The following is a 24157-nucleotide window of genomic DNA, read 5'->3' as shown; positions in this document are numbered from 1 at the left end:
TGATAGCTAGGTGATACTATCTGTCATATACTTCCTTTTTATTACCAGAATTGATCGCATTACTCGCTCTTTACCTACTCTGAGAAAAATTGTTGATGTCCTTCAAAAATATGATGTTAACCTGGTGATTCTTGATCAAAAAATGGATTTGAGTACCCCACAAGGAAAACTTATGCTCAATATGCTAGGGGTACTAGCTGAATGGGAAGTAGATTTACTTTCAGAACGGATTAAGCGAGGTAAAGAACACCAACGAAAACAAGTCTGGGCTAATGGTTCTTGTCCTTTCGGTCTAGTTGTTATTGATCGCCAATATTTTTTGGATCTCACCCCTTTTCTGTGTCTACTGACAGATCGACCCGAAAACTACCGGGATTTTTACAGTAACTCTATGGACGAGGAAGCAATCCAGCATTTGCCGCATCGAACAATAGCTGAAATCGCCAGAGATTGTATTGAGGTTTTTCTTGAGGTAAGAGGTATTACTCCTGCGATCAAGAAAATTTTTGAGAAGTATGGTGTTTGTAAAACAAAAGCTAAGTCTAATGGAACAGACAAAGTTCTTCATTGGACTAAACGAGGTTTGTCAGTATGGCTTCAGAATCCAATTTTGGATGGGCATACTTGCTATGCTAGGGATGAACGAACTGCTAATGGCAAAAGAAGGCTCAAACCTCGTGAAGAGTGGCAGATAACATACAATACTCATCCTGACCAGCGACTTCTCAGAGATGGAGAAGCTGAAGAAATTCAACGAATTATTGCAGCGAATATTAAAATGGGTGCTGGGGCATTTGGAACTAAGCACCGTCAAGAAGAATATCGTCCCTATGCCTATCAAATTGGTTTAGTTTACTGTGGCGAGTGTGGTTCTCGGTGTATTCACAAAGGAGTTTACACCGCATCTAAGCAGTATAGGTACTATGCCTGTCGGCATTCTGGGGTTGGTTGCAATAATTCCAAAAATGTAAAACAACCTGAAATTGAAGAAGCACTCATCACAGCATTACTGGAAAAATCTCATAATCTTAGTCAGGAGAATAATAAGACAACTAATTTGGTTCCTTTCAAAACTGAGCGTTTGCAAAAGCTAGAAGCACAACTCGCTTTTTTAGAGCAGTTTCCTGGATTTAACCCTGGCGCAGAGGATCTTAAAGCAGAACTACAACGCCAGATTGAAGAGGAAACTAATTTCTTTCAGTCTAACGCTAAAACTAGCCCTACCACATTATTTATAATATTTCCTATTAAAACCAAAGGAGAACTCAATATAACCCATGCAAAATGGATCAGGGGAACCAATACACTAAATATCAGACTAATAGGAAAACTTACTACAAACCAAATAAGCTTTAAAGGAATAATCAATAGACTGATAATAATGTCCATGTTTTATTTAATTAGAATATTTTTATTTTTTTCATAATAATTTATAAAATTACTTTATCCAACAGTCTTAGTACTGAATAGTAGGCTTTATCTACCAAGTAAGATAGGATAAACACGCATTAAATTTGAAATTTTAAACAGCATCAAGTGTTAATTTCATGCCAGATAGTCCTGGCAAACTACACCTATTTCATTCTCTGATTTACAATGCACTATTTCGGTAATTGCATAGTCAATTTCTAGAATCACATCACGCTCAAGCAGTTCGATAGCTCGTTGTATAACTTCAATCCAAAAGCGAACACCGCTATAGGTTCCATCTTTTAGTAGTGTTTTCGTACCACCTATGCTCCATTCCTTGCATCCACCAAGAAAGCGATTAGTAAACGGCTTGCATGGCGGTTGGTGACAGCTTGTCCACTTTTAACCCAATAGAATTCAAAAATTCAACATAGAGATAGCATTTTCCTTTTGCTGGTCAGTAATACCTAAATAATGCTCTAGGGCAGACAATGAGCGATGCCCACTGATTGACTGAATGCGGCGTAATGGAATCCCAGAATTACTCATCCAGGTCAACGCTGTCCTTCTAAACGAATGCGTGGATATTCCTCCTTCATCCAAATCAACACGACGTAGTGCCTCCCTGAGAATCCGATCAGCACTAGTTTTATGGATATGCCCAAGTCCATGCCTTCCTGGGAACAAATGAGGATTTCTCCCCTTTAGCTCCTGGCTGTATTCCGACAAATATTCATTGAGCTTGGGGTGAAGCTGAATTTCTCTAGTATCTTGGCCACCTTTAGTGTTGTATGCCCTGATGATCAGCTTGGGACGAACCCCCCTAGTGCCAATGACATCTCCCTTGAGCAAAGTGCAGCTCTCGTTGATTCGGGCAGCGGCATAAAGGCAGACACCGAATAAAGCGTGATCGCATCCTTGTATTATTTACACAGGTGCTAAGAGTTAATGAACAAGGTGATCATAAGTAGTGGCATTCTCTGCAAAAGCTACTTTTATCAGATCACCGTATTTTTTTATTGACACAATTGCTTTGTAGGCGATCGCCTATATTTTAATTCAACAAATTTATAATTCTGGCACCTGTAGGTTACGTTTATTACCTGCGTAATGCTTGTAAATAATTTCTGGAGAGTTACCAACCCACCTTCCTACATCCTTCGCATCAATATCAGCTTCCAGGCAAAGAGTAATAAAAGTGTGTCTACATTGGTAAGGTTTGCGATATTCGCTGACTACACCCTGTTTTACAAGTTGAGTTACGATTCCATCTATATGTGTACCACGATGATTTTTGTAACCTTTCCAGGCATGATTGAGAAAATCCCCAAAGTCTACTATGCCACCTTTCTTGCTTCTAAAGATAAAATCATCTGGGTTACAGTTCTCAGGTTTGATAGAGTTTAAAATTTCACAGTGCTGATGATTAATCGGAAAACGTCTTTGGCTTTGGGTTTTTAATCCATCTTTGAGAGCTAACCCTTTAGTACTGATGGTAATTGCTTGCTCAAAGGTAATGTATTTATCACTGATATGCTTCCATTGTAGAGCGATCGCTTCTGATGGTCTGCACCCAGTAAAAAATAATAATTTTACTAAAGGAGCATAGTAGCTGTAGAGTTTGCTCTCCTCAAATGCTTGAATTATGCTATCCCGTTCTTCCTTAGTAAATGGATTGATTTCATATTCTGCTGATTCTGACTTCGGTATCTGAATATCTTTTGCCATACCCTGGAAGGGATTTGATGTAATCAACTGGCTTTTAAGTGCCCAATCACAGCAAGCATTTATGTTTGTCAAAGTACGTTTAGCTGCATTAGCACTGAGATTTGCAATGAGATAATCTCGAATTGCGATCGCATCATCCAATGTTTTATTTGGGAAACTGGCGATGTGATTGCGATACTTTCGATAATCAACAGCGTAAGTAGAAGGACTAACCTGTGGTCTTTTAAACTCACTGTATTTTTCCCATAATTCTCCCAAGTCATATTGGGGGTTAACTGAAGGACTAATGGGCGTAATTGGGCTAACAGTGCTTAATGAAGCTGCTGGTTTGTACTTAGCTAAACTGGCATCAAACTCTCCATAGTCAATATCTCTCTGAATTGTTGCCGCTAAAGTCGATGCTTGATGTCTTCCTAAAGTTGTATCGTAGTGCCTTGTCGAAAGGTAGAAACGCTTGGTTTTTAGCTCTCCCGTCGGCGTAACAATAGGATGAGAAAAAACTAATTGGAGACTGCCGTTAGAGTTCTTAATCTGCACTGAACCCCGACGGGCAATACTTTGAGATTTTTGAGATTCCATAAGGGTAATTAACTGGGGTAAAGACCTTTATCCTTCTACTTTACCCCAGTTTTACCCCATAAATACCTATTGGGGTAAAGACCTCTACCTTACATTTTTACCCCAGTTTTACCCCAGTTCTTTACCCAAACTACCCAAAATTACCCCAAAAATATTGGAAGGCTCTGGAAACAAGCCCTACAACTACCATTAAAAAAGGGCTTCAAACCCTGTAATGCTTATATTTCTTTGAAGGCGGCACCCGGATTTGAACCGGGGGTGGAGGTTTTGCAGACCTCTGCCTTACCACTTGGCTATGCCGCCACAGCACAATTCCTTCAACTACTTTAATATTTATAAGATATTTTAGTAGCCATAGGGCGCTAGTTAACCCATAATAGCATAGGATTCTGACGTAGAGATAGTGGCTTAACTAGAGTTTCTGGTAGTCTTTAGGCGATCGCTAGATGGACATCATGAACTAAATCTAAAGTTTTTCAGGTAGAGATAGTAGGATGATAGTCTTTATGCGATCGCTAAAGAGTCCTGATTACAGGTTGACCATAAGTTATGAGTTATGAGTTTTAATTCCTCACTCCTCACTTCTTAAACTTTGACTTCATCGGCAAAACTACCCCATCGGACAAAGTGAAATGGGCCGGCGATAGAACCCCACAGATGTTCATCAGTGTCTAAATCCCTTCCCCGGTCGAGGCTGGAAAATTCTTTAGCGTCAATCTCAAATTCGTTATCCAGATAAGTATTTTTGCCGTCACGAACCACAATGCAGCATTTTCCAGGTTCAACCCTGCCTTTAAAGCTGTTACCTGTCCACTCTACGACCATGTTGCAACCTGACATTTTTTCCAATTGGTCAACGGATAAACCTTTTAAACGTTCAGGATCACGAGATGCGCCGTAAAATTTTTGTTCTTCTTTAACCGTGTAGTGTTCAATAACAATGTGGTTTTCTACCGGAATCAACTTCATTACCCGCATCCGGTAGGGTTGATTGAGCATAAAATCATAAGCTTGTTCGAGAAACAAACTTACTCCTGAGAAGAATTCCAACGGAAGGGGACGGATACACACGCGAATGTGGGCGTACAAAGGCGGATTTTCAAAAGCTTGTTCTTGATTGCTAAAGTCAGCTGCCATCCACCGAGCTAAAGTGGCAATATCAGTAGAATGAGTCACGTCGCTTCCCTCCGAATTCAAAGTTCACGCATTCAAAATTAATAATCCCCATAAATAAATTTAGAGGCTTGTATTATAAGTGTGTTTCGGTCATTACAAGATGATCACCTAGTGTTTGAAAATTATCTAGGATTATTTTGACACTCTCTAGACTGAAAAATCCTGGCTATGATACCTTTAATGGGGTTTAGCTACGCAATTTTTCAATTAGCTATTACGATCGCTTTGAGTTCCAGAGTACTTAAAATCCCATTGCTTCGGCTACTGCACCCAATTTTGCTGCAATACCCTGTTTAAATTGACTGTGATTGTGTTTAATGGCTGTATCTGGGTCTTTTAGACCATTGCCTGTGAGGACACAAACCACTGTCGCCCCTGTAGGAACTTGGTCTTTCACCTGCAACAATCCGGCTACAGAAGCGGCGCTAGCAGGTTCGCAGAAGATACCTTCTGATGCTGCCAAAAGTCGATAAGCGTCGAGAATTTCTGCATCGGTAACGGCGTGGAAATTTCCCTGACTTGCGGTTTGCGCTGCAATAGCTAATTCCCAACTAGCAGGGTTACCAATCCGAATTGCTGTCGCTAAGGTTTCGGGATTTGCTACTGGCTGACCGGTCACCAACGGGGCTGCACCTGCGGCTTGGAATCCCATCATTCGGGGTAAGCGATCGCACTTTCCATCTTGATGATATTGACAAAATCCCATCCAATATGCTGTGATATTTCCCGCATTGCCCACGGGGATACACAACCAGTCTGGCGCATCACCCAGCGCATCGACAACTTCAAAGGCTGCTGTTTTCTGCCCTTCTAGGCGGTAGGGATTGACGGAATTTACCAAAGTCACCGGATAGCTTTCAGCCATCTCGCGGACAATTTCTAGCGCTTGGTCAAAATTCCCTTTAATTGCCAATACTTCTGCACCGTAGAGTAAAGCTTGGGCTAATTTGCCCAGCGCCACATAACCGTCGGGAATCAGCACAAAGGCATTCATGCCCCCACGCCTTGCATAAGCGGCGGCGGCGGCTGAGGTGTTGCCCGTGCTGGCACAAATTACTGCTTTCGCGCCTGCTTCCTTGGCTTTGGAAATTGCCATAGTCATCCCCCGGTCTTTGAAGCTGCCGGTGGGATTAAGACCGTCGTATTTTACAAAAACCCGTACTTGTCTGCCAATGCGTTCTGCGATCGCAGGCGCTGGTATTAGGGGTGTGTTACCCTCCAACAGAGTGACAATCGGTGTTTTTTCGCTGACAGGCAAATATTCGCGATAGGCTTCTATCAGTCCGGGCCAGGGTTGGCGATGAGATTTAGCAACAGACAGGCTCAAAGTCACGGGATTTAAAATTTCTTAATGTAAAGGATTGGATATTTAGAAAGGGTGGCATAGGGAGGGCAGAATCGGGAAGAGGAAGAAAACGAATTTTTCTTTACCAGTTTCTAGTTAAGAGTCCCCTAATTCCAAAAGAATATTATTTAAGAATATTATTTTTTGTGGTGCAGGCGTTTGATTTTGCCATTTTTATTTATTTCGACTGTCAGTTTATCATAACCGCCACGGCGAACTGGGGGTGCTGACGGAGTGAAAAATGATAGACAAATCTGTGGGACTTACGTAATAACCCTCTGAAACACTTATTCTTACTTTGCAAAAAGCCACTTTTATGCTGGGCGCTCCGCGAATGCTTTTATGTGTATTTTACCACTTTAATATCTCCATTTTTTAACTTCAAATACGCAGTAACCTGCCTTTCCTTTGCGGTAGTTTTATTTTTCTCCTGACAAAGACGTTGCGCGTAGCTTGCTTTTACAAAGTGCTACAAAGGCTCTAGACGAACGGCGGTGCTTTCCCATACATTTTTAATAATCTGGTGTAATTTTTTAATATATAGGAAAATTTTTAAGTAAATTACTCAATAACAGCGAGAATAATTAATACAACTAGAATTGGCAGGCTATCAATTAAGTATTGCTAAGTACCATTGAGTGGACGGAAGCTTTGCACACTTCGGGTAATGTTTTCTCAGGAACACAGCCATTACGATCACCGTCCCTTATGATTGAACCTGAAATCCATTAGAGTAATTGATTGAAAATACACAATATTTTAATAAAGCTTAAAAAAGCAATATTATAATATTTCTAATGGTGTGAGTTAAGTTTTGGATTTAATTAGCGATGCCTACTTGTTTACCTAGTGTTTCCGATCGCGAGTCCCACGCTAACTGGGTCAGTAAGTTAACCAAGTCTTATTATCAAGACGATCAGCAAGCTAAGTTGATGCATTTACAAGCAGAGGTAGACTCTCTGTTACAGCAGTTGGAAAACTTGAAGCAGCAACGTCTAGCCGAAACCAACCAAAAAGAATAATTTTATTTTGGAGATAGCGATGTCTACGACGGGCTACGCCTACGCTTTTCCCCTCTTTAATCTAAATTTAAGTGAGGGGTAAATTTGAGTAAGGGGCGTGCTATTCAAAGCGCTGATTTTTCTCTGACCAGCGCCTCAAACTGTAGTTACGAGCATTTTCTACTAATAAAGCTAAGGATTGCACGCCTGAAAGCTTGGCGATCGCAGATAGTCTTTGTAAGTCATTTCCTGTAAAATCAGTGTAGATGACTTCATTCCTATCAGACAAAATTATAGTCCGGTCACGGCGTTGCTCTGGGTTTTCCTTCTGACTTTCAGGTGTAGGCTGATTCAAAGATGCTATTGCACCTGCTGAAATAGTCAGTATTATTTCTGGTTGAGCATTATTTGTTAAATCAATCACTTGAACCGGCCAATCACCCAACTTTTCCTGCATCTGCTCAAAACTAGGAATAGCACCACGCGGAACTTCATCAGATTGCTGTAAAGATTTCCACACACTCGATAAAATTACCTTCACCCCTTGGGGATTTTGTTGATGCAGTTCTCGTAGAGTGATAGGAGATGGTTGTACCCATTCCAGTGCTGCATTTGTCAACGCTAAAGGTTTGGGTTGGAGAACATTGTTTTGATTCTCTGGCATTTTTGGGCCAGCAGCTAATAGGCGCAAAACTTTACCTCGTAGTTGCACTGCTTTGATAGCGGCTATAGTAATTTGTTGTTCTCCATTTGGCAACCAGACCACAATTTGAATTTCTGGGTCAGAACTGATTCCCAAAGTTTTCCATAAAAATTTGGCGGCGTCAGTTTTGGGTGGGTTGAAATTCTCAAAAGGTGAATTTAGCCAGCGTTTCCCGTTATGAAATGCACTTACCTCCACCTGATACCAAACTTGATTATCTGTGAGTTTCAAATCTGCTAAGGAATTTGGTTGTAGCCAGTCGGTGTTGGTAACTTGAGTGATTGGTTGGACTGTACCAACAATCTGACTAGGGTGAGTAGAGGATATTTGCGATTTTGTACTCTCACCATTGAGTCTGGCTAACAGACCTTGAATATAGGCAAGATTATCTTTTGTAATTTTTGGTTGCGCCTTTAACCATGAATTAGCATGTTCTTCTCCCTGCTGAACTTTTAAAATCAAGGCGAACCAAGCTTGCACCTCTAGTCTATTTGGGTTCACCCGCAACGCCGCCGCCATGCGATTCCACAACCGTTTTTCATCAGTTTTGAGTAGGGTAGCAATTTCTTGGGCGTTATGTGGCGATGCTTCAAACACCTGTAAAGCTTTCCCCCAGCGACCATCAATCACATCTGCCAGCACTTCTTGACTAGGACTTCCCCAAATTTTCTCGGCTTGGGTTTTAGTAAGTTGAGAATGTAAGCGAATCAAATCTATTTGCGCCTGTGCTGCCTCTGGCAAAACTCCTTTGCGCTGTTTCTTGATGAATTTTAACCATTCCCAGGCTGGTGTCCACAGTCCACTACGGGCAATTGACAAAGCGTTTTGGTATGCATAATCATTGAGGGCTGGTGATTTGAGGGTAATCGCCTCCAATTGAATTGGTTTGAGGAATAACTTTAGAGGCTTGACTTGGTAAACCTGAAATTGCTGTTCTAAACCTATAGTTTGATCGAGAACTAACTCTTTTTTACCATCACCAGTTACCTGCCGCCATTTGGGCAATTGTCCATTAGGACTAGTCCAAGACAGCATTTGTAGTAAATTCCTGCGTTCTGGATTGTAGTAGACGACATAACCGTAGCGGATTAGACCAGTTCCTTGTTGGCGTTGACCGTGCAAATCAAACCAAACCCCTGGTGATGGTGTCGCATCTTCAAAGCGTTGCACTTCAGTTAAAGGTAGGGGAATGGTGATATCTTGGAGTTCTGATGTCCCATCAAGCAAAGAAGAAATTACAAAGGATTCTTCTGGTCCAGTTACAGGTAATTGAGTTGCTAGATAGTAGTAATTTTCTGACTGAGATTTAAACTCTAACTCTTCTGAGCGTTCATAAACCCTGAGTTCCACCAGTTCTTCACAATCAGATTGACAATTAGCACGCTGTTGAAAAACTGGCAATAAAAACGAATCTTCCACCTTTTGATGTAAAGGCAGAGTTTCCCCAAATATTTGGTTTTTTTTACTTAAATCGAGTTGAATTTGTTTGAGAGTTTGGGGGCGTTCGTGCTTACCAAGGGGGATTTGTGCCCATACAGGTAAAATTTTATTTAACCAGCTTACCTGATCTGGATTGAAGATGAAGAGAACACTAATCCAGGCGAAAGCCATAATTAGACTAGCACTACTTAAGAGAATTGCGCTCGCTAGCATTGACGACAACCAACTTCCCCGTTTTAGCTTTTTCTGGGGTTTCTTAACGATGCGTTTCACCATACCTGCATGAGGTTTATGTTGTTTAGAGGTTTTTGGCGTCAGCTTGCGTGGGCGATTTTGCATATTAGTTTTCAATCAATCCAGTAGATATTTTTGGGCATTAGACACAAGAGGCACAATAAGCAGAGGGGAAACACTTAATGCAACTTCTTCCCTGCTTCCCTACTCCCTACTCCCCACTCCCCACTCCCCATTACCTAATACCCTGTTATACTCGTCCTTTCAGAAGTTGCCCAGAAAGATTAAATCTAATTTGGGACAAATACGTAAATTTTCCCATGTGAATGCTTGATGATTGCGAATACACTTTTCACTTAAGTATGTGAGCAGAATTTAAAAAGTTGAAAAGTATACTTATAAGCCACAGCCATAGCAAAATCTGGATGCTCGCATGGTTACTAATTGTGGGAGTAAATGGAGTTGCACAAAAAGCACTAGCACAAGAGTATACAGACACAGAAACTACTCAGGCGCAGGAGAGTATAGATTTAAATTCTTCTTCCCTCTCCCCAGTAAATCCGATGGCGCAAGTTACATCGGTTTCTCAACTCAAGGATGTACAACCCAACGATTGGGCATTCCAAGCATTACAATCTTTGGTAGAACGTTATGGTTGTATAGCTGGCTATCCAGATAGCAGCTATCGCGGTAATCGCGCCTTAACTCGGTATGAATTCGCCGCCGGAGTGAATGCTTGTTTAGATAGAGTCAACGAATTAATCACTACAGCCACCAGCGATTTAGTCACCCGCGAAGATTTAGCAATATTACAAAAATTGCAGTCAGAATTTACCCCTGAATTAGCAACTTTGCGCGGTCGTGTCGATAGTTTAGAAGCCAAAACCGCCGAAATCGAAGCCAACCAATTCTCAACAACAACCAAACTCAGTGGACTACTAATAGTTGGTATTCAAGGACGGACTAGCAATCGTGGTGATGATTTATGTCGGTCAACCTCCTAAAATTACCAGTAGCAACTTACCTGTAGGGAATAATGTTCCTGATTTTATTAATACTGGTTTAGGACGTGCAGGTGGACAACCAGGGACGACCACTCAAATTGAGGCATTTTATCGTTTTCAGCTAACAGATAACATCAGCATTACACCAGGAATAATTCATATCATGGAGCCTGGTCACACACCAGATAGTGACTCAGTTACCATTGGCATTCTGCGGAGTACTTTTCTTTTTTAATTCCGGTTGCACATAAATATTATTGAACTTCAGTATTGACAAATACTTGTAGCCAATTGACCACAAAAACCAATGAAATTTCTTTTTCAATCCCCCATACTCAATTTCCTATACACCACGCCGCATTTTGAATAGATATAAAAATAAGGTTTGGCGGAGAACCAAACCTCTCTATAAATCCAGTGCATAACAACATCCCGAATTAATTTACTCATTATTTATTCATGGGGCATCTTTCCATAGGAACTATGCAAATATCCTGAAACCTGATATAAAATTACCCTAGTATAGCCGAATACTAAAATAGAAAATCAATCTGCCATAGGCTACAGGCTATGGCAGATTGATTAGATGTTAAATTCAATAAAATAACTAGAAGGATTTTTACGTCCAGAACTTGCATTAAAACGATTTTTCCAACTAGCAAGCCAAATAAAAGATGAGATAAATAGTATTAACCACCGGCGACAGCAGGGACAATACTTACTTCATCGCCATCTTTCAGTGCTGTGTTAATACCATCTAAATAGCGGATATCTTCGCTATCGACGTAAAAATTTACAAACCGACGTAACTTTCCTTCTTCATCGCATAACCGCGATTTAATCCCAGGAAAGCTTTGTTCTAAAGAGTCTAATAATTCAGCAATGGTGCTACCGCTAGATTCGAGAGTAGCTTGATTATTAGTCAAATTCTGAAGAGTCGTAGGAACTAAAACTGTTACAGCCATAGAAGTACAAAGTGAAGAGTGAGGAGTGAGGAGTGAGGAGTTAGGAGTTAGGAGTTAGTAATAAAAAACTCATAACTCATAACTCCTAACTCATAATTAAACAAGGACTTGTTGCCATTCCAAGCGATCCAGAGTACGCGATCGCTCTAGCGCACGTTCAAAACTATCGAGTTTAGCATCAATAGTCAAGGGTTCGCCAACGTAGCCTTGGATTGCTTCTTGAGTTTTCAGACCATTGCCGGTGATGTAAATCACGGTGGTTTCATCTGGATCAATTTTGCCAGCTTCTACCAGTTTTTTCAGCACCGCCACAGTTGTACCACCAGCTGTTTCTGTGAAGATGCCTTCGGTTTCTGCCAGCAGCTTGATGCCATCAATAATTTCTGCATCATTGACTGATTCAATGTTACCACCAGTTTTCTGAGCTAACTCCACAGCATAAATGCCGTCTGCTGGATTACCGATCGCTAACGATTTAGCAATTGTATTCGGTTTTACTGGCTTAATAAAGTCGCGTCCTTCTTTAAAGGCTTGGGCGATAGGTGAACAACCTTCAGCTTGAGCGCCACTGAAACGGACGCTCTTGTTTTCTACCAAACCAACTTCGATAAATTCTTGGAACCCTTTATAAATTTTTGTAAAGAGTGAACCAGAAGCCAAGGGAGCAACAACATGATCAGGTAGTTCCCAGCCTAGTTGTTCCGCAACTTCAAAACCTAGCGTCTTAGATCCTTCAGAGTAATAAGGACGCAGATTAATGTTGACAAAACCCCAGCCATGTGTATTAGCAACTTCCGAACAAAGACGATTTACTTGATCGTAGTTGCCCTTGACGGCCATCAAGGTGGGACTGTAGATCAGGCTACCGATAATTTTACCGGCTTCTAAATCTGCGGGGATGAATACACAGCAGTCTAAACCTGCATGAGCTGCGATCGCAGCTGTAGAATTTGCCAAATTACCAGTGCTAGCGCAAGAAACGGTAGTGAAACCCAACTCTCGCGCCCTCGATAGAGCAACTGAAACTACCCGATCCTTAAAGCTAAGGGTGGGCATATTAACGGCATCATTTTTTATATAAAGCTTATTTAGACCCAGGCGACGGGCAAGGCGGTGAGAACGAACCAAGGGAGTCATACCCGTTCCCACATCTATAACATTGTCAGTTGCAACAGGCAAAAAGGGACGATAGCGCCAAATTGAATTGGGCCCGGCTTGAATTTTTTCACGAGTGACAGTCAGACGGAGGGCGCTGTAGTCATACTTGACTTCTAAAGGGCCAAAACATAACTCACAAACATTACTGGCTTTGAGTTCATATTCCGCACCACATTCCTTACACTTCAAGGCTGTAAAGTAGGCAGTGCTGGTTTGGGTTTGGGTTTGGGTTTTGATTGCCTGAGTCATAAACTAGCTTTCCCTGTTTGTCTTTCTGCGTTTGTCTGTCTGCTGTCGCCTGATACTAACACGAGCAAAAATACCCGTCAAACATACCCGACTAAAAATGTCGGGTATTGCTAGTATTCAAAAAAAGGATTTCTGTAAAATTTTTATATACGTAATCGTTATATTTAGTATTTACACATAGATTATACTTGTTAAAAAATTAGATACTAGCTCCAGATACTCAGTCTTAACACTGATGATTAATATGATGAATTTGCATTAATTGAAATTACTACCCAATTTTGAGTGATCTATATCACTTAAATTAACCTTCTATTTTTTATTTCAATGACTCTAGCAGGTAGTAAACATTGATGACAAAAAAGACTCAAAAGCATTTATATATATAAGTTTTAGTCTTTTTAATGTCTGATTAAACCCCTAAAATTGCTATGTGTGTTGCCAAAATGAAGTTGACTTTTCAGCTTTGATGCACTAATTCATTGCTAAAGAAGTTACTTATTTATACGGAAGTCTTTTTTTGCTACAAAAGAAAGCTACATTTCTATTTACATCGACGATTCAGCAGGACACAGTAGTAAGTTATCTATATTTGCGATCGCTAGCTTTGATAATCAACGGTAAGCGACCACGGTAAACAGTGATGTCACAGGGTAAATGATATGAAAAACAATTGTTTTGACGTAGCAATGCCACGTCTCTATAAGGGTTTTGTAACGCAAATTAATGAAAGTAGGACTTACGCATGAGTTACGGAATAACGTAGACGCTTCTCTACGAGACGCTACGCGAACGGCTTGCCGCAGGCTACCGCAGAGGCACAGAGAAGCCAGTGCGTTGGGCGGGTTCCCCGACTTGAAGCAACTGGCGCGACACGGAGAAATCAGAGTTTGAGAGATATTTTGCGTAAGTCCTAGAAAGGTTGAATTTGCACTTTTCACCATACTTTATTTAAATTCAATTCAAACCCAGGTAAAACATCTTCACCAAATACAGTTGTAGGAGATTTTAATATTTCTACCTCTTTCTCTAAACGAAAAATTTCTACTGTTTTATTCTTCGGGTCAAGTAACCAACCTAAACAAACACCATTGTTAATATACTCTTGCATCTTTTCTCTGAGTTTTTTCACAGAATCACTACTAGAACGCAATTCGACTACAAAATCAGGTGCGAGAGGAGAGAATTCTTCTTCTTGTTGAGTCTGAGTTAAAGCCTCCCATTTTTCATTACTTACCCAAGAAGCATCGGGTGAGTAAACCGCCCCATTAGGTAAAGTAAAACCACTGGAGGAATCAAATACAATACCTAAATTTGTGCGATCGTTCCAGTTCCATAGTTGAGCATTCAAACCAGAGTTTTTCTTACCTGTCGATGGATAGGTTGGAGGCATAATTATAACTTCTCCAGTTTCAGTACGTTCTAACTGCAAATTTTGATTAGCTTGACAAAGTTCATAAAATCCCTCGATACCCAGATTAGGGATATTCAAAGTGATGGCGTTCATAAGCTTTAATAATGAGGTTTTGTGCTTATATCAATTCTAGACATAGGAGTGAAAAACAATTGTTTTGACGTAGCATTGCTACGTCTCTACAAGGGTTATGGATAACGCATATTTAATTTCACTCCTATGTCTATTTTCTCAGACAGATAAAGCTTGCTTAACTTCAACTGGTTCACCCGTCAAGCTAAAAGGGCGAACTTCGGTAATTTTTACCTTGACTAACTGCCCTTTCAATTCTTTGATGTCACCACTGAAGAATGTCAGACGATTACCGCCAGTGCGTCCCATCACCTGGGTTTGATCTTTGAGATTTTGGTCTTCTACTAAGACTTCTTCAATGCGTCCAAAGTAACGTTGCGATCGCTCGGCTACTTTCAAGTTTCCTAAATGATTCAGGCGTTGGAGGCGATCGCTTTTAACTTCTTCACTTAGCTGATTGTCCCACAAAGCGGCTGGTGTCCCTGGACGCGGTGAATATGCTGCTGTATTCAACATGTCAAAGCCAATATCTTCCACCAGTTTCAGGGTATTTTCAAACTGTGCTTCTGTCTCCCCAGGAAAACCGACAATCGCATCAGCACTAATGGAAGCATCTGGCATATACCGCCGAATGGTATCAATAATCCGGCGATATTTTTCATGGGTATAACCCCGCGCCATCGCTTTTAAAAGTTCATTATCTCCAGATTGAAAGGGAATGTGGAAGTGTTTGCAGACTTTGGGCAACTCAGCACAAGCCTTAATTAATCTCTCTGTAAAATAGCGGGGGTGGCTAGTAGCAAATCTTAACCTTTCAATTCCTGGTACATCATGGACGTAATAAAGTAAATCTGTGAAGTTGTGCAGATGCCGTCCTTCTGCTGTTGCTCCCGGCAAATCTCTGCCGTAAGCATCAATATTTTGACCGAGTAGAGTAATTTCCTTGTAACCTTGCCTTCCTAATTCTTCCATTTCAGCCCGGATAGCTGAGGGTGTACGAGATTGTTCGATACCGCGCACATTGGGAACTACACAGTAAGTGCAGCGTTCATTACAGCCGTAAATTACGTTTACCCAAGCTGTTACTTTACTATCCCGTCGCGGCTGGGTGATATCTTCAATAATATGAACAGACTCGGTTGCGACAACTTGGTTGCCCTCAAACACTGACTCCAGCAAATCTTTGAGGCGGTTGGCGTGTTGTGGCCCCATAACCAAGTCTAATTCTGGGACTCGCCGCAATAGCGCTTCACCTTCTTGCTGGGCAACACAACCTGCAACGATGAGGGTTAAATCAGGCTGCTCATGTTTACGCTTCGCTTGTCTGCCAAGGTAGGAATATACTTTTTGCTCGGCATTATCCCGAATTGTGCAAGTATTGTAGAGAATCACATCTGCATTATTCGGATCTTCTGACCATTCAAAGCCCATGTCTTCCAAAACGCCAGCCATGCGTTCTGAGTCAGCTTTATTCATCTGACAACCGAAAGTAGTGATGTGGTAGTGGCGTTTAGAAGTGGTCATGGGCAATTGTGTTTAATCAGGGTAATGTATCTAAGGTTTATTTCTATTCTAACCCGCGTAACGCAGTGTCTCTTTTTTACTCGTTATCTCAGCCGTAGTCCATTCATCTGTAAAAATGTTTGTAGTCAGGACTGAAGTGCTGCTTTTATTCGCGTAACCCTCTTGACGAGACGTTATGCGTAGCAAGATCCCCAAAGGGGTACACTACAAACTAACGTTTTTATTATGGAAATTCTGACCGAGGTTAGATAAATTTAAATGCAGTTTTTTGCAGCTTTATATACATAATAATAGACTTATCAGTGATAAATGCTGATATTTACGTTGTTGCTTAGTTAACCACTTAGAGTGAGGTTATTCTTGAGCCTCAAAGTCAACTTTATCATAAATATCTGATAGAGGGATTTGAAATTGAATAGAGGATAGTGTTAAGATATTACCTTCTTCTTCATACTCTGAAAAAATCCATTTATTTTCGTCAGTTTTAGAATACTGTTCTACATGATTTTTGTATTGATCAATCAAAACATATTCCTGAAAACTGGGTATGGTCCGATAAGCGGCAAATTTTTCATCTAGGTCATAGCTTCTGGTAGATTTGGATAGCACTTCACAAATCACTAAGGGATTAGTAATTGTATCTTTACGTCCCTCAGAAAATTCTAATGAACCTGCAACAACCATGACATCAGGATATGTATGAATTCGCTTTTTGGGAATCCATAGACGTTGATCAGCCATGAATACTCGATAAGGTTGCCGCTTGAAGGCAAAATTGAGGGCTGCATAAAAATTACCAGCTATTTGGTTGTGATTTGGTGTTCCACCTGTCATAGGTATAATTTGACCATCTATATATTCATGACGATACTCGGAAATGACTTCTAGTTCTAGGTATTCTATGGGAGAATAGTCGCGTTTTTCTTGTAATTGCATAGGGCAAGATTTTTTGGTATTTTTGATTTTGCATTGACCAGATGCGATTAAGTCCGATCAATGCTATTCGTTTTTACTGTAGCGTTGTTTTTTTAACGCAGAGGAACGCTAAGGGAAACGCAGAGGTAACGCAGAGGGTTTGTTAGGCTGGGTTCCAAGTACCGTGGAAGCTGTGGGGGATGACGCTGGGTAATCCTAGTTTGCAAACGGGTTCGGCATCCAGGCGATCGCTATCAAATACCCAAACTTCGCTAGTATGAGAATTACCATCGTAGACAACGGTTAGTATCCAACCTTGTTCAGGGTTTTGGGTGTCTTGGGCGTGGATGGGTTCTGAAGGATAACGATTTTCTCCTAAATTTGCTTCGGTGAGGGTTTCGGTTTTATGATCAAAACTAGCGATCGCATTTACTATTTCTTGGCTAATATCTGTTCCTGAACGGGATTTTGACATATATGTGTACCGCGAAGCTTTCCCCACGTTTTGCTGTGGTACATTCGGAAATTCGCAGTGTCCCTTGAAGAGTTGCTGAATTGACGTAACTTTGCCAGTTTGGGGATGCAAATGAACTCGTGTTAGTGTACTTTTAGCTGGGGTGTGAGTCTCACCTGTAGCTACTTCCTTGAGATATTGGTTAGTTTGAAAATCTTCATAACGGGCGATATCCACAATCACTGAGCCGCTAGCATCTACATAACCGTTACCAAAATGCCACTGGAACCAAGGTTCGGTTTCTCCACGACTCACCACAGATAGGGTTTCTCGATCAATAACTAAAATCTGAGTTCCTAATCTAGGTTGCCACTCTAGCGAATCACTATAGTTGTTTATCCCTATTAGCAGGGGTAAGACATTCAACCGCACTGGCGGAATGAAAAATACAAGATACTGCCCTGCTAAAACGAAATCATGCACCAATGGTACACCATCTAGCTGATATGCGGCTTGTTGGATAATCCGACCAGTCGAATCGCTTTTGTAAATATTAAGCGTCGCATTTTGTCCAGGGCTAATGCCAAAGTTAAAAATCTCCCCTGTTTGCTTGTCACGCTTATAATGTGCGGAATAGTTTAATCCTTGAGTTAACCCCCCTAAATCATCTTCGCCTGAAGTTTCTAAAGTTTCTAAATCAAGGGCGTGGGGTTTACCACCTTCCCACAGCGCCAAAAGTTTATCTGGAAGTGCTAGCACTGAAGTGTTGGCAGCATTCTTGATGGGCTTTTGCCATTGATTCCAAATTGGCCCTGGTGCAGTCATGCCATAATTACCGTAGAGTAATTTACCTGCTGCGGCTTCTTCTTGATAGCCAGAGGTTTGTACGTAGCGATAAACCCCGGTTGCACCTGCATCGTTAAAATTTACAGCTAGAATTGCTCCATCTCCATCAAACCAGTGTCCCATGCGAATGCCACCGCGTTCTAGCCGTGCGGGGCCATTGCGGTAAAGTGTGCCACGCAAGCCATCTGGAATTTTGCCAGAGATAATTGGCAGTTGGGTAGAGGGGAATTCTGTAGCTGGTTTGGCGTTAGCACCTGCCCAAGCTTTTTTAGTTGACTTTTGCTCGATGGTATGCATTTTAAAGTTTTGTTTGATAAATTATCGATGTACATAGTTGCATTCTTACATTTTTATCTTTGTTACAATTTTTTAACAATGCCTCTGGCTGTAGATGTATAGAGGCTTTGACATGATATTAGCCGTTAACTGAGCTAGCTCATAGTAACTCCCAAAAATAACCACTAAATTGAAGTCAATCAACATTCCCAGTGGTTCAAGATACTATGATTAGCCAACAAACAATAGATATCGTTAAATCTACTGCACCTGTTTTGAAAAAGAACGGACAGCAAATCACAACTCGGATGTATGAAATTATGTTTCAGAACCATCCAGAAGTCAGAGAACAATTTGATATGTCTGCTCAAGCAAATGGTTCTCAGCCTGCGAGGTTGGCTACAGCAGTTTATGGCTATGCTGCCCAGATTGATAATTTGCCTGCTTTAAAATCGATGGTGGAAAAGATTGCCCATCGTCATGTGCAAACCCATGTTACACCAGAGCAATATCCTATTGTTGGAGAAAGTTTACTGCAAGCGATGAAAGATGTTTTAGGGGAAGCTGCTACAGAAGAAGTTATGACAGCTTGGACTGAAGCTTATCAGGCATTGTCTGAGGTGTTTATCAACAGAGAACATGACATATATATAGATGAAGAGAAAAAACCACAGCTTGTGCATTCCTAACCACAGAACTTAGTGTTATAACGACAGAAGTTAGTAGAGCATTTCATTAATTCGTAGGAAATTAAATTTGGCAATATCCTACAATGCCAATGCATCCCTCTGCAATACTAATGCATTCCGATACATTGTTAATGCGTGCCGATACAATGCCAATGCATCCTGATACAATGTTAATGCGTGCCGATACAATACCAATGCATCCCGATACAATGTTAATGCGTCCCCCTGCATTAAAAACGCTATGTTTATTATGCAAAACTGTACTAAGCGTTCCAGAACACTAATAACTTTAGAGGCTCGAACTCTTGGTAGCTTAGGCACTGGTTACCTCAAATGTGGTTAGCAACAGACGAGGTGCTGTCTCAGAAAGTGGGAACTCTTCTAAATAAAGTTCCATTGCTTCCCGCAAATTAGCGTAGGCGTAGCCCGTCGTAGACATCGCTTCTTCTATCGTCTCTCCTTGGCTGGCGGTTCCCACCTCTGGACATTCAGCTACGTAAACATCCTCTTCCCAATGCAAGATTGCTGTAAAGGTTCGAGTTTTTGTATCTTTAGCCTGTTGTAATGAACTCATGGAGCGTTTATCTGGCTATCTTTTTATTGTTCTATTGTTGCTTAATCACCTGGAACCAACAACATTCGCGCCTCAATTGCTTCCCAGGTTTGGGGTGACACCCGTACTGCTGCTTGTTTGCATTGCATGATGAGGTAATTGGCGTAGAGATAATCGCCGAGTGCTTTCGCTTCTTCCTCTGATAAGTTGACCATTTCTTGGGTGAGATTGAAAGCATTAAGTAAAGTTTTTTGGAGGCGTTCAGGAAATACAAGACGCGCTTCTTGTGGCTGTTGATCATCAGTAACTTTAGCTCTCAGTGCTTCTAGCCGAGCAATCAGCACAGTAAAATTGATGTTATTGAAGATTTTTAATTTTTCTAGTTCACGAGAGTAATTGATACCTTTAGCGATGTTGATGGGGTTGGTGATGGCGATGGCATAGGTGTTGGCAATCTCAATGGCATAGGTGTTGGCAATCTCAATGGCATAGGTGTTGGCAATGGCATTAGCAAAGCTGTTGTCAAGGTTGTAGCTGTTGGCGTAAGTGTTGGCGTAGGTGTAGGCGATCGCAATTGCAACTGCGCGTTTACCCACAGGTTTAAAATCCCCTGGCGATCCAGCTGTTACCTGTTCTGCCCAGTTTAATAAAGCTTGTAACTTCGGGGTATTAATATATTTTTGCGCTTCCTTTTCCATCAACCGCAGCAAATCATCTGCACCACCACGCATTAACCCAGCTACCAACAAAAATACCTCTTTCCAGCGTTCATCTACAAGATGTTCAGTAACTAATTTCTCAACTTGCCGATGGTCATCAATATACTGTGCTGTTAAATATTCCTGTAGCGTTAGATGTGAAAAAGAAAATACATCCTCGGCGCGTTCTACTAAAATTCCTTGTTGAATAGCGATCGCATTCAGCACCGATTCCCCATCTAAATGCTGAGGTGCATTCAGATTACTCGCTAAAAATGTTTTAATTTGCTGAACAATATCGCGCCCTGAAAAGAACAGTCTGTCAGACTCAAAACCTGTATAAGCAATCTCTGATAGTAATATCTCTTCTAATTCTGTATGTAGTCCTTGATAAATCTCATCTCTGAGAATTCGCTTTTCTGATGCCCACTCTTCTAGCAATATCCGCAGTGCCTTCCGATAAAGAACACTGCGATTATCTGGAAAACTTTGGGAACGGTCATAAACTAAACACAAAAATGTCAGCAATAAAGGTGTGTGTGCTAATTCTTTTGCAGCTTGATGTTCTGGTTTTTGTAGTAGCTCCCAGCATTTCTCGCCTGTCTTCTCCTGCTTATCTGTATCTGAATGAAACCAGTTATAAATAAATTGCTGAATTTGAGCATCGTCAAAATCTGCCATTGATACATCGCTAAAGCGACGAAAATCGCTGCGATAAGCCGCCGTGCGACAGGAGGCAATGAAACGATTTTGATCATACTTGTCAACAAAGTTTTGAATTTGGCTAATTGCCTCAGTCAAATTTTTTGTTGGTACTTCATCCAACCCATCCAGCAAAATTAGTAATTTACGTTCTTCTAAAGCTTTGGCTGCAAATTTATCTGGTGATGGAAAGCCACAAATACCAAACTCTTCAGTAATAAATGCTTTAATATCGATATTGCCAGATCCAAACCTTTTCAATTCGATAAAAACTGGAATGCAGGCATGTTTAAATCCTCCTTTTTTACCTTTGAGTGCTTCTAGTCCTATCTTCCGTACAAATGTAGACTTTCCTGCACCAGGTCCACCAAGAACCATCAGATATTGCTTATCATTAGCAACTTTTATTCCTTCTTGTTTGCCACAATTTTGAGATTGGAATCTGCGGCTGTTAGCTTGGCGATATAAATTTTCTAAATTTTCAATAGATTCAAAACTCTGAATAGCATCATCATCTAAAAACTGCACCGATGTATAGAGCGATTCCAGCTTGACAGGTTCATGCATTCCTAATACTTTGATAATGCCATGCCGTTGTTCGTAGTTCTTTTCATATTGATTTGATGCAGCAAAAATTAACTTCTTGGTTTTTTCATCCAGAGTTTTGCCCAATACTCCTAAAGCCTGACCACCGATTTGGACAAACATAGCGGCGACACCGCTAACGGCTGATATAGCCCAAGGTTCCATTCCTGTCATAAGATTATCAGTTAATATACTTAAAAATTAAAGCAAAGTTGTATTATCCAACTCTAAGCTCTATTATGACAACTACACCAAGCTTCAATTCCTGGGTTATCTGTCCTCAACCAAATCCTCAAGCCAACTTGCGTTTATTCTGCTTCCCCTACGCTGGTGGAAACTCGGCAATTTTTCGCACATGGCCTAATAATCTTCCTAGTAATGTCGAAGTCTGCGCTGTGGAATATCCGGGACGAGGAAGACAGATTAAGTCAGCACCTTTGATGCGATTAGAATCTCTTGTTGAAGCGATCGCTCCAGTTCTATTACCATACTTAGACAAACCATTCGCTTTCTTCGGTCACAGTATGGGCGGATTAGTTAGCTTTGAGTTGACCCATCTACTTCGCTCTCAGTATAGTCTTGCTCCCTTTCATCTCTTCATCTCTGCTCGTCGCGCCCCACAAATCCCGTCCACAAAACCACCCTTCCATATCCTATCAGACCCTGATTTGCTCAATGAGCTACGCAGTCTTAACGGTACACCCAAAGCAGTACTAGAAAGCCAGGAACTGATGCAGATGTTCCTCCCCATTTTGCGGGCAGATTTTGCCGTTCTAGAAACTTATATTTACACTCAAGAACAGCCCTTGGAGTGTCCTATTACTGTTTTTGGTGGTTTGCAAGACCAAGAAGTTAGTCATGAGGCATTGCAAGCATGGCGAGAGCAGACTATCGCTGCTTTCTCATTACATGAGTTCAACAGTGACCACTTTTTTATCCATTCACAGCAAGAATTATTATTAAAACTTATATCTCAAAAATTGCAAATGCGTCAGCGCCTTTAGAGAAGTCAAAAATCAAAATTAATAATCCCTATAAATAAATTTACTTGCTCTGCCATCACACAAAAAAGAGTTAGGAGTCAGAATAGAGAAATTTTCTGACTCGCTGAACTTTTTATGTACAATATTGAGACTTATTGTTTTTGGGTAGCGATCGCTAACTTTGCCCCTTCAACTTGACGTACCCGATCCATCACCGCTACTACCCGACCATAATCAACTTTTTCATCAGCATTAATAATTACCAACACTTCTGGGTTTGAACCAACTAGAGTACGTACTTGCGCTGTCAAATCATCAATTGCAACTGGGTTACGGTTCAGGCTTACCTGTTCTTTTTCATCTACCGTAATCGTAATTCTAGTGGGAACTTGCTGTTGTTTCGCTGTGGTGGCCTTGGGTAAATTTACTGGTAAACCTTCTGAGCGGGTTAAAAACAGAGTTGACATGATAAAAAATGTCAAAATTGCAAATATCACATCAATCATCGGCACGATGTTGATCTGTAATGGAAGTTCTGGCTCATCTGGTAGACGCATACATTTTTTCTCCTCGTTCATAGCGACGGCGGTAAAGTAATTCTAGCTGTCCCCCATACTCCTGAATTAGTGCAATTTGCCGTTGGTACAGCCCCCGGAAGGTATTGGCAAACAAGAGTATGAATATAGCAACTATCAATCCTGATGCTGTTGATACTAGGGCTTCACTAATCCCAGCTGTAACACTTGCCGTTTTGCTACCTCCCACGTCACCAAGATTTAGGGAAGCAAAGGAGGTTATCAATCCTAATACTGTGCCGAGAAGACCCAACAGTGGTGCCAGACTAATGATTGTCTCGAAAAGGTTTTGGAAACGTTTTAACACAGGGATCTCAGCCTGCGCTTCGCTTTCTAACGCCAAACGAAATTCCTCTGGATTTGGCTCCTCTAATTCTAAAGCCGCTAGAAAAATCCGGGCGAGTGGCAAATCTGCGTTTTTCTGAAGTTTATCCATTGCACCGACAACATTATCGAGACGGTAGAGATTCAAAACATCTCGCACCACGCGGCTTTGACGCTGATTGATCCTTACCCAAAACCTGATCCGCTCGATGATCAGTGCCACGCCCAAGACCGAAAACGCCAACAGGGGCCACATGACGATACCGCCTGCTGCAAACAAATTCTGAATTCCCATGTAGTGCCTCTATAACGTCATCCACAATACAAAATTAGACTACCAGAATCTAGAGAAAAGCTGAAACTTATTCTCAATAAAATATAAAATATAATGATAATTTTTTCAAATGTAATGCTGATGATTTTTATTTACTTGTTCGTTTGTTTTACATAAATTAATTTAATTAGATTGCAACAAAAATTAATTTTATCCAAAAACCATGATATAGGTGGTTTGATAAGATGTTTTTACTAATGCAGGGTTCCATAAGGCGATCG

General features: G+C 41.1%; 20 protein-coding genes, 1 tRNA gene and 1 pseudogene. 6 read left to right on the top strand and 16 right to left on the bottom strand.

The genetic code is table 11. The features are described from left to right. Positions 1-10 precede the first annotated feature (10 nt). Positions 11-1426, top strand: coding sequence for a recombinase family protein (locus LC608_RS18850; RefSeq protein ID WP_229554973.1), 1416 nt, complete (start codon positions 11-13; stop codon positions 1424-1426). 401 nt (positions 1427-1827) lie between these two features. Here LC608_RS18850 and LC608_RS18845 read toward each other — a convergent pair whose 3' ends face one another. From LC608_RS18845 to thrC (LC608_RS18825), 5 genes are all read right to left on the bottom strand, one after another. Then, positions 1828-2334 carry a site-specific integrase gene (locus LC608_RS18845; protein WP_308189896.1) on the bottom strand — a complete coding sequence of 169 codons (507 nt, stop codon included), beginning with the start codon at positions 2332-2334 and terminating at the stop codon, positions 1828-1830. A gap of 144 nt (positions 2335-2478) precedes the next feature. After that, positions 2479-3717: a site-specific integrase gene (locus LC608_RS18840; protein ID WP_229554971.1), complete on the bottom strand. Its 1239-nt coding sequence runs from the start codon at positions 3715-3717 to the stop codon at positions 2479-2481. Positions 3718-3949: 232 nt separating this feature from the next. Further along, positions 3950-4020: transfer RNA gene (locus LC608_RS18835), tRNA-Cys, on the bottom strand. Positions 4021-4302: 282 nt separating this feature from the next. Continuing rightward, positions 4303-4893, bottom strand: a complete 591-nt coding sequence (locus tag LC608_RS18830) for a chromophore lyase CpcT/CpeT (RefSeq protein WP_229554970.1) — start codon at positions 4891-4893, stop codon at positions 4303-4305. A gap of 241 nt (positions 4894-5134) precedes the next feature. Continuing rightward, positions 5135-6226 carry a threonine synthase gene (thrC, locus tag LC608_RS18825; protein ID WP_229554969.1) on the bottom strand — a complete coding sequence of 364 codons (1092 nt, stop codon included), beginning with the start codon at positions 6224-6226 and terminating at the stop codon, positions 5135-5137. 842 nt (positions 6227-7068) lie between these two features. Between thrC (LC608_RS18825) and LC608_RS18820 the strand changes: the two genes are divergently transcribed. Then, positions 7069-7260 (top strand): hypothetical protein, encoded by a 192-nt coding sequence (locus LC608_RS18820; protein WP_109007241.1) that lies wholly within the window; start codon positions 7069-7071, stop codon positions 7258-7260. A 100-nt stretch (positions 7261-7360) separates the two neighbouring features. Here the strand turns inward: LC608_RS18820 and LC608_RS18815 are convergent, their stop codons facing one another. Beyond that, on the bottom strand, positions 7361-9721 hold the full coding sequence (locus LC608_RS18815; protein WP_229554968.1) for a hypothetical protein: 2361 nt from the start codon (positions 9719-9721) through the stop codon (positions 7361-7363). Between the two features lie 320 nt (positions 9722-10041). Between LC608_RS18815 and LC608_RS18810 the strand changes: the two are divergent. After that, a pseudogene (locus LC608_RS18810) lies at positions 10042-10855 on the top strand (iron uptake porin). 454 nt (positions 10856-11309) lie between these two features. On the opposite strand, the gene LC608_RS18805 reads toward LC608_RS18810, so the two are convergent. Continuing rightward, complete coding sequence (locus LC608_RS18805; RefSeq protein WP_109007243.1) at positions 11310-11585, bottom strand: ubiquitin-like small modifier protein 1; 276 nt, start codon at positions 11583-11585, stop codon at positions 11310-11312. A 96-nt stretch (positions 11586-11681) separates the two neighbouring features. Further along, entirely contained in the window at positions 11682-12992 is a 1311-nt protein-coding gene (thrC, locus tag LC608_RS18800) for a threonine synthase (RefSeq protein ID WP_229554967.1), read from the bottom strand. 726 nt (positions 12993-13718) lie between these two features. Between thrC (LC608_RS18800) and LC608_RS18795 the strand changes: the two genes are divergently transcribed. Then, positions 13719-13886, top strand: coding sequence for a hypothetical protein (locus tag LC608_RS18795; protein WP_229554966.1), 168 nt, complete (start codon positions 13719-13721; stop codon positions 13884-13886). Positions 13887-13929: 43 nt separating this feature from the next. Here the strand turns inward: LC608_RS18795 and LC608_RS18790 are convergent, their stop codons facing one another. From LC608_RS18790 to LC608_RS18775, 4 genes are all read right to left on the bottom strand, one after another. Next, positions 13930-14499, bottom strand: a complete 570-nt coding sequence (locus LC608_RS18790) for a Uma2 family endonuclease (RefSeq protein ID WP_229554965.1) — start codon at positions 14497-14499, stop codon at positions 13930-13932. A 138-nt stretch (positions 14500-14637) separates the two neighbouring features. Next, positions 14638-16002 (bottom strand): tRNA (N6-isopentenyl adenosine(37)-C2)-methylthiotransferase MiaB, encoded by a 1365-nt coding sequence (gene miaB / locus LC608_RS18785; RefSeq protein WP_229554964.1) that lies wholly within the window; start codon positions 16000-16002, stop codon positions 14638-14640. Positions 16003-16356: 354 nt separating this feature from the next. Further along, positions 16357-16938: a Uma2 family endonuclease gene (locus tag LC608_RS18780; protein ID WP_229554963.1), complete on the bottom strand. Its 582-nt coding sequence runs from the start codon at positions 16936-16938 to the stop codon at positions 16357-16359. Between the two features lie 142 nt (positions 16939-17080). Next, on the bottom strand, positions 17081-18514 hold the full coding sequence (locus LC608_RS18775) for a carotenoid oxygenase family protein (RefSeq protein ID WP_229554962.1): 1434 nt from the start codon (positions 18512-18514) through the stop codon (positions 17081-17083). A 206-nt stretch (positions 18515-18720) separates the two neighbouring features. On the opposite strand from LC608_RS18775, the gene LC608_RS18770 reads away from it, so the two are divergent. Then, positions 18721-19182, top strand: coding sequence for a globin domain-containing protein (locus LC608_RS18770; RefSeq protein WP_229554961.1), 462 nt, complete (start codon positions 18721-18723; stop codon positions 19180-19182). Positions 19183-19495: 313 nt separating this feature from the next. On the opposite strand, the gene LC608_RS18765 is transcribed toward LC608_RS18770, so the two are convergent. Both LC608_RS18765 and LC608_RS18760 read right to left on the bottom strand, forming a co-directional pair. Then, positions 19496-19756 carry a type II toxin-antitoxin system HicB family antitoxin gene (locus LC608_RS18765; RefSeq protein WP_229554960.1) on the bottom strand — a complete coding sequence of 87 codons (261 nt, stop codon included), beginning with the start codon at positions 19754-19756 and terminating at the stop codon, positions 19496-19498. A gap of 41 nt (positions 19757-19797) precedes the next feature. Continuing rightward, positions 19798-21894 carry an NACHT domain-containing NTPase gene (locus LC608_RS18760; RefSeq protein ID WP_229554959.1) on the bottom strand — a complete coding sequence of 699 codons (2097 nt, stop codon included), beginning with the start codon at positions 21892-21894 and terminating at the stop codon, positions 19798-19800. 65 nt (positions 21895-21959) lie between these two features. Here LC608_RS18760 and LC608_RS18755 point away from each other — a divergent pair, with 65 nt between their 5' ends. Beyond that, positions 21960-22724 (top strand): thioesterase II family protein, encoded by a 765-nt coding sequence (locus LC608_RS18755; protein ID WP_229554958.1) that lies wholly within the window; start codon positions 21960-21962, stop codon positions 22722-22724. Between the two features lie 131 nt (positions 22725-22855). Here LC608_RS18755 and LC608_RS18750 read toward each other — a convergent pair whose 3' ends face one another. Both LC608_RS18750 and LC608_RS18745 read right to left on the bottom strand, forming a co-directional pair. Further along, complete coding sequence (locus tag LC608_RS18750; RefSeq protein WP_229554957.1) at positions 22856-23260, bottom strand: biopolymer transporter ExbD; 405 nt, start codon at positions 23258-23260, stop codon at positions 22856-22858. Next, the gene (locus LC608_RS18745; RefSeq protein WP_229554956.1) at positions 23244-23897 is read right to left on the bottom strand and encodes a MotA/TolQ/ExbB proton channel family protein; all 654 of its coding nucleotides are present in this window, start codon (positions 23895-23897) and stop codon (positions 23244-23246) included. The genes LC608_RS18750 and LC608_RS18745 overlap by 17 nt, the downstream gene beginning before the upstream one ends. Positions 23898-24157: the final 260 nt, after the last annotated feature.

It is taken from the genome of Nostoc sp. XA010 (genome assembly GCF_020829625.1).
Classification (GTDB): Bacteria; Cyanobacteriota; Cyanobacteriia; order Cyanobacteriales; family Nostocaceae; genus Nostoc.
Note: the sequence above shows the minus strand (reverse complement) of the source record. Positions and strands in the feature narration are given on the sequence as shown.

Excerpts from the sequence above, each read along its gene's own strand:
- LC608_RS18765 (WP_229554960.1), bottom strand. The coding sequence starts at position 19,756 with ATGAGTTCATTACAACAGGCTAAAGATACAAAAACTCGAACCTTTACA.
- LC608_RS18750 (WP_229554957.1), bottom strand. The coding sequence starts at position 23,260 with ATGCGTCTACCAGATGAGCCAGAACTTCCATTACAGATCAACATCGTG.
- LC608_RS18760 (WP_229554959.1), bottom strand. The coding sequence starts at position 21,894 with ATGACAGGAATGGAACCTTGGGCTATATCAGCCGTTAGCGGTGTCGCC.
- LC608_RS18770 (WP_229554961.1), top strand. The coding sequence starts at position 18,721 with ATGATTAGCCAACAAACAATAGATATCGTTAAATCTACTGCACCTGTT.
- LC608_RS18790 (WP_229554965.1), bottom strand. The coding sequence starts at position 14,499 with ATGAACGCCATCACTTTGAATATCCCTAATCTGGGTATCGAGGGATTT.
- LC608_RS18840 (WP_229554971.1), bottom strand. The coding sequence starts at position 3,717 with ATGGAATCTCAAAAATCTCAAAGTATTGCCCGTCGGGGTTCAGTGCAG.
- LC608_RS18795 (WP_229554966.1), top strand. The coding sequence starts at position 13,719 with ATGAAAGTAGGACTTACGCATGAGTTACGGAATAACGTAGACGCTTCT.
- LC608_RS18805 (WP_109007243.1), bottom strand. The coding sequence starts at position 11,585 with ATGGCTGTAACAGTTTTAGTTCCTACGACTCTTCAGAATTTGACTAAT.
- LC608_RS18755 (WP_229554958.1), top strand. The coding sequence starts at position 21,960 with ATGACAACTACACCAAGCTTCAATTCCTGGGTTATCTGTCCTCAACCA.
- LC608_RS18745 (WP_229554956.1), bottom strand. The coding sequence starts at position 23,897 with ATGGGAATTCAGAATTTGTTTGCAGCAGGCGGTATCGTCATGTGGCCC.
- LC608_RS18775 (WP_229554962.1), bottom strand. The coding sequence starts at position 18,514 with ATGCATACCATCGAGCAAAAGTCAACTAAAAAAGCTTGGGCAGGTGCT.
- LC608_RS18820 (WP_109007241.1), top strand. The coding sequence starts at position 7,069 with ATGCCTACTTGTTTACCTAGTGTTTCCGATCGCGAGTCCCACGCTAAC.
- LC608_RS18780 (WP_229554963.1), bottom strand. The coding sequence starts at position 16,938 with ATGCAATTACAAGAAAAACGCGACTATTCTCCCATAGAATACCTAGAA.
- thrC (WP_229554967.1), bottom strand. The coding sequence starts at position 12,992 with ATGACTCAGGCAATCAAAACCCAAACCCAAACCCAAACCAGCACTGCC.
- miaB (WP_229554964.1), bottom strand. The coding sequence starts at position 16,002 with ATGACCACTTCTAAACGCCACTACCACATCACTACTTTCGGTTGTCAG.
- LC608_RS18815 (WP_229554968.1), bottom strand. The coding sequence starts at position 9,721 with ATGCAAAATCGCCCACGCAAGCTGACGCCAAAAACCTCTAAACAACAT.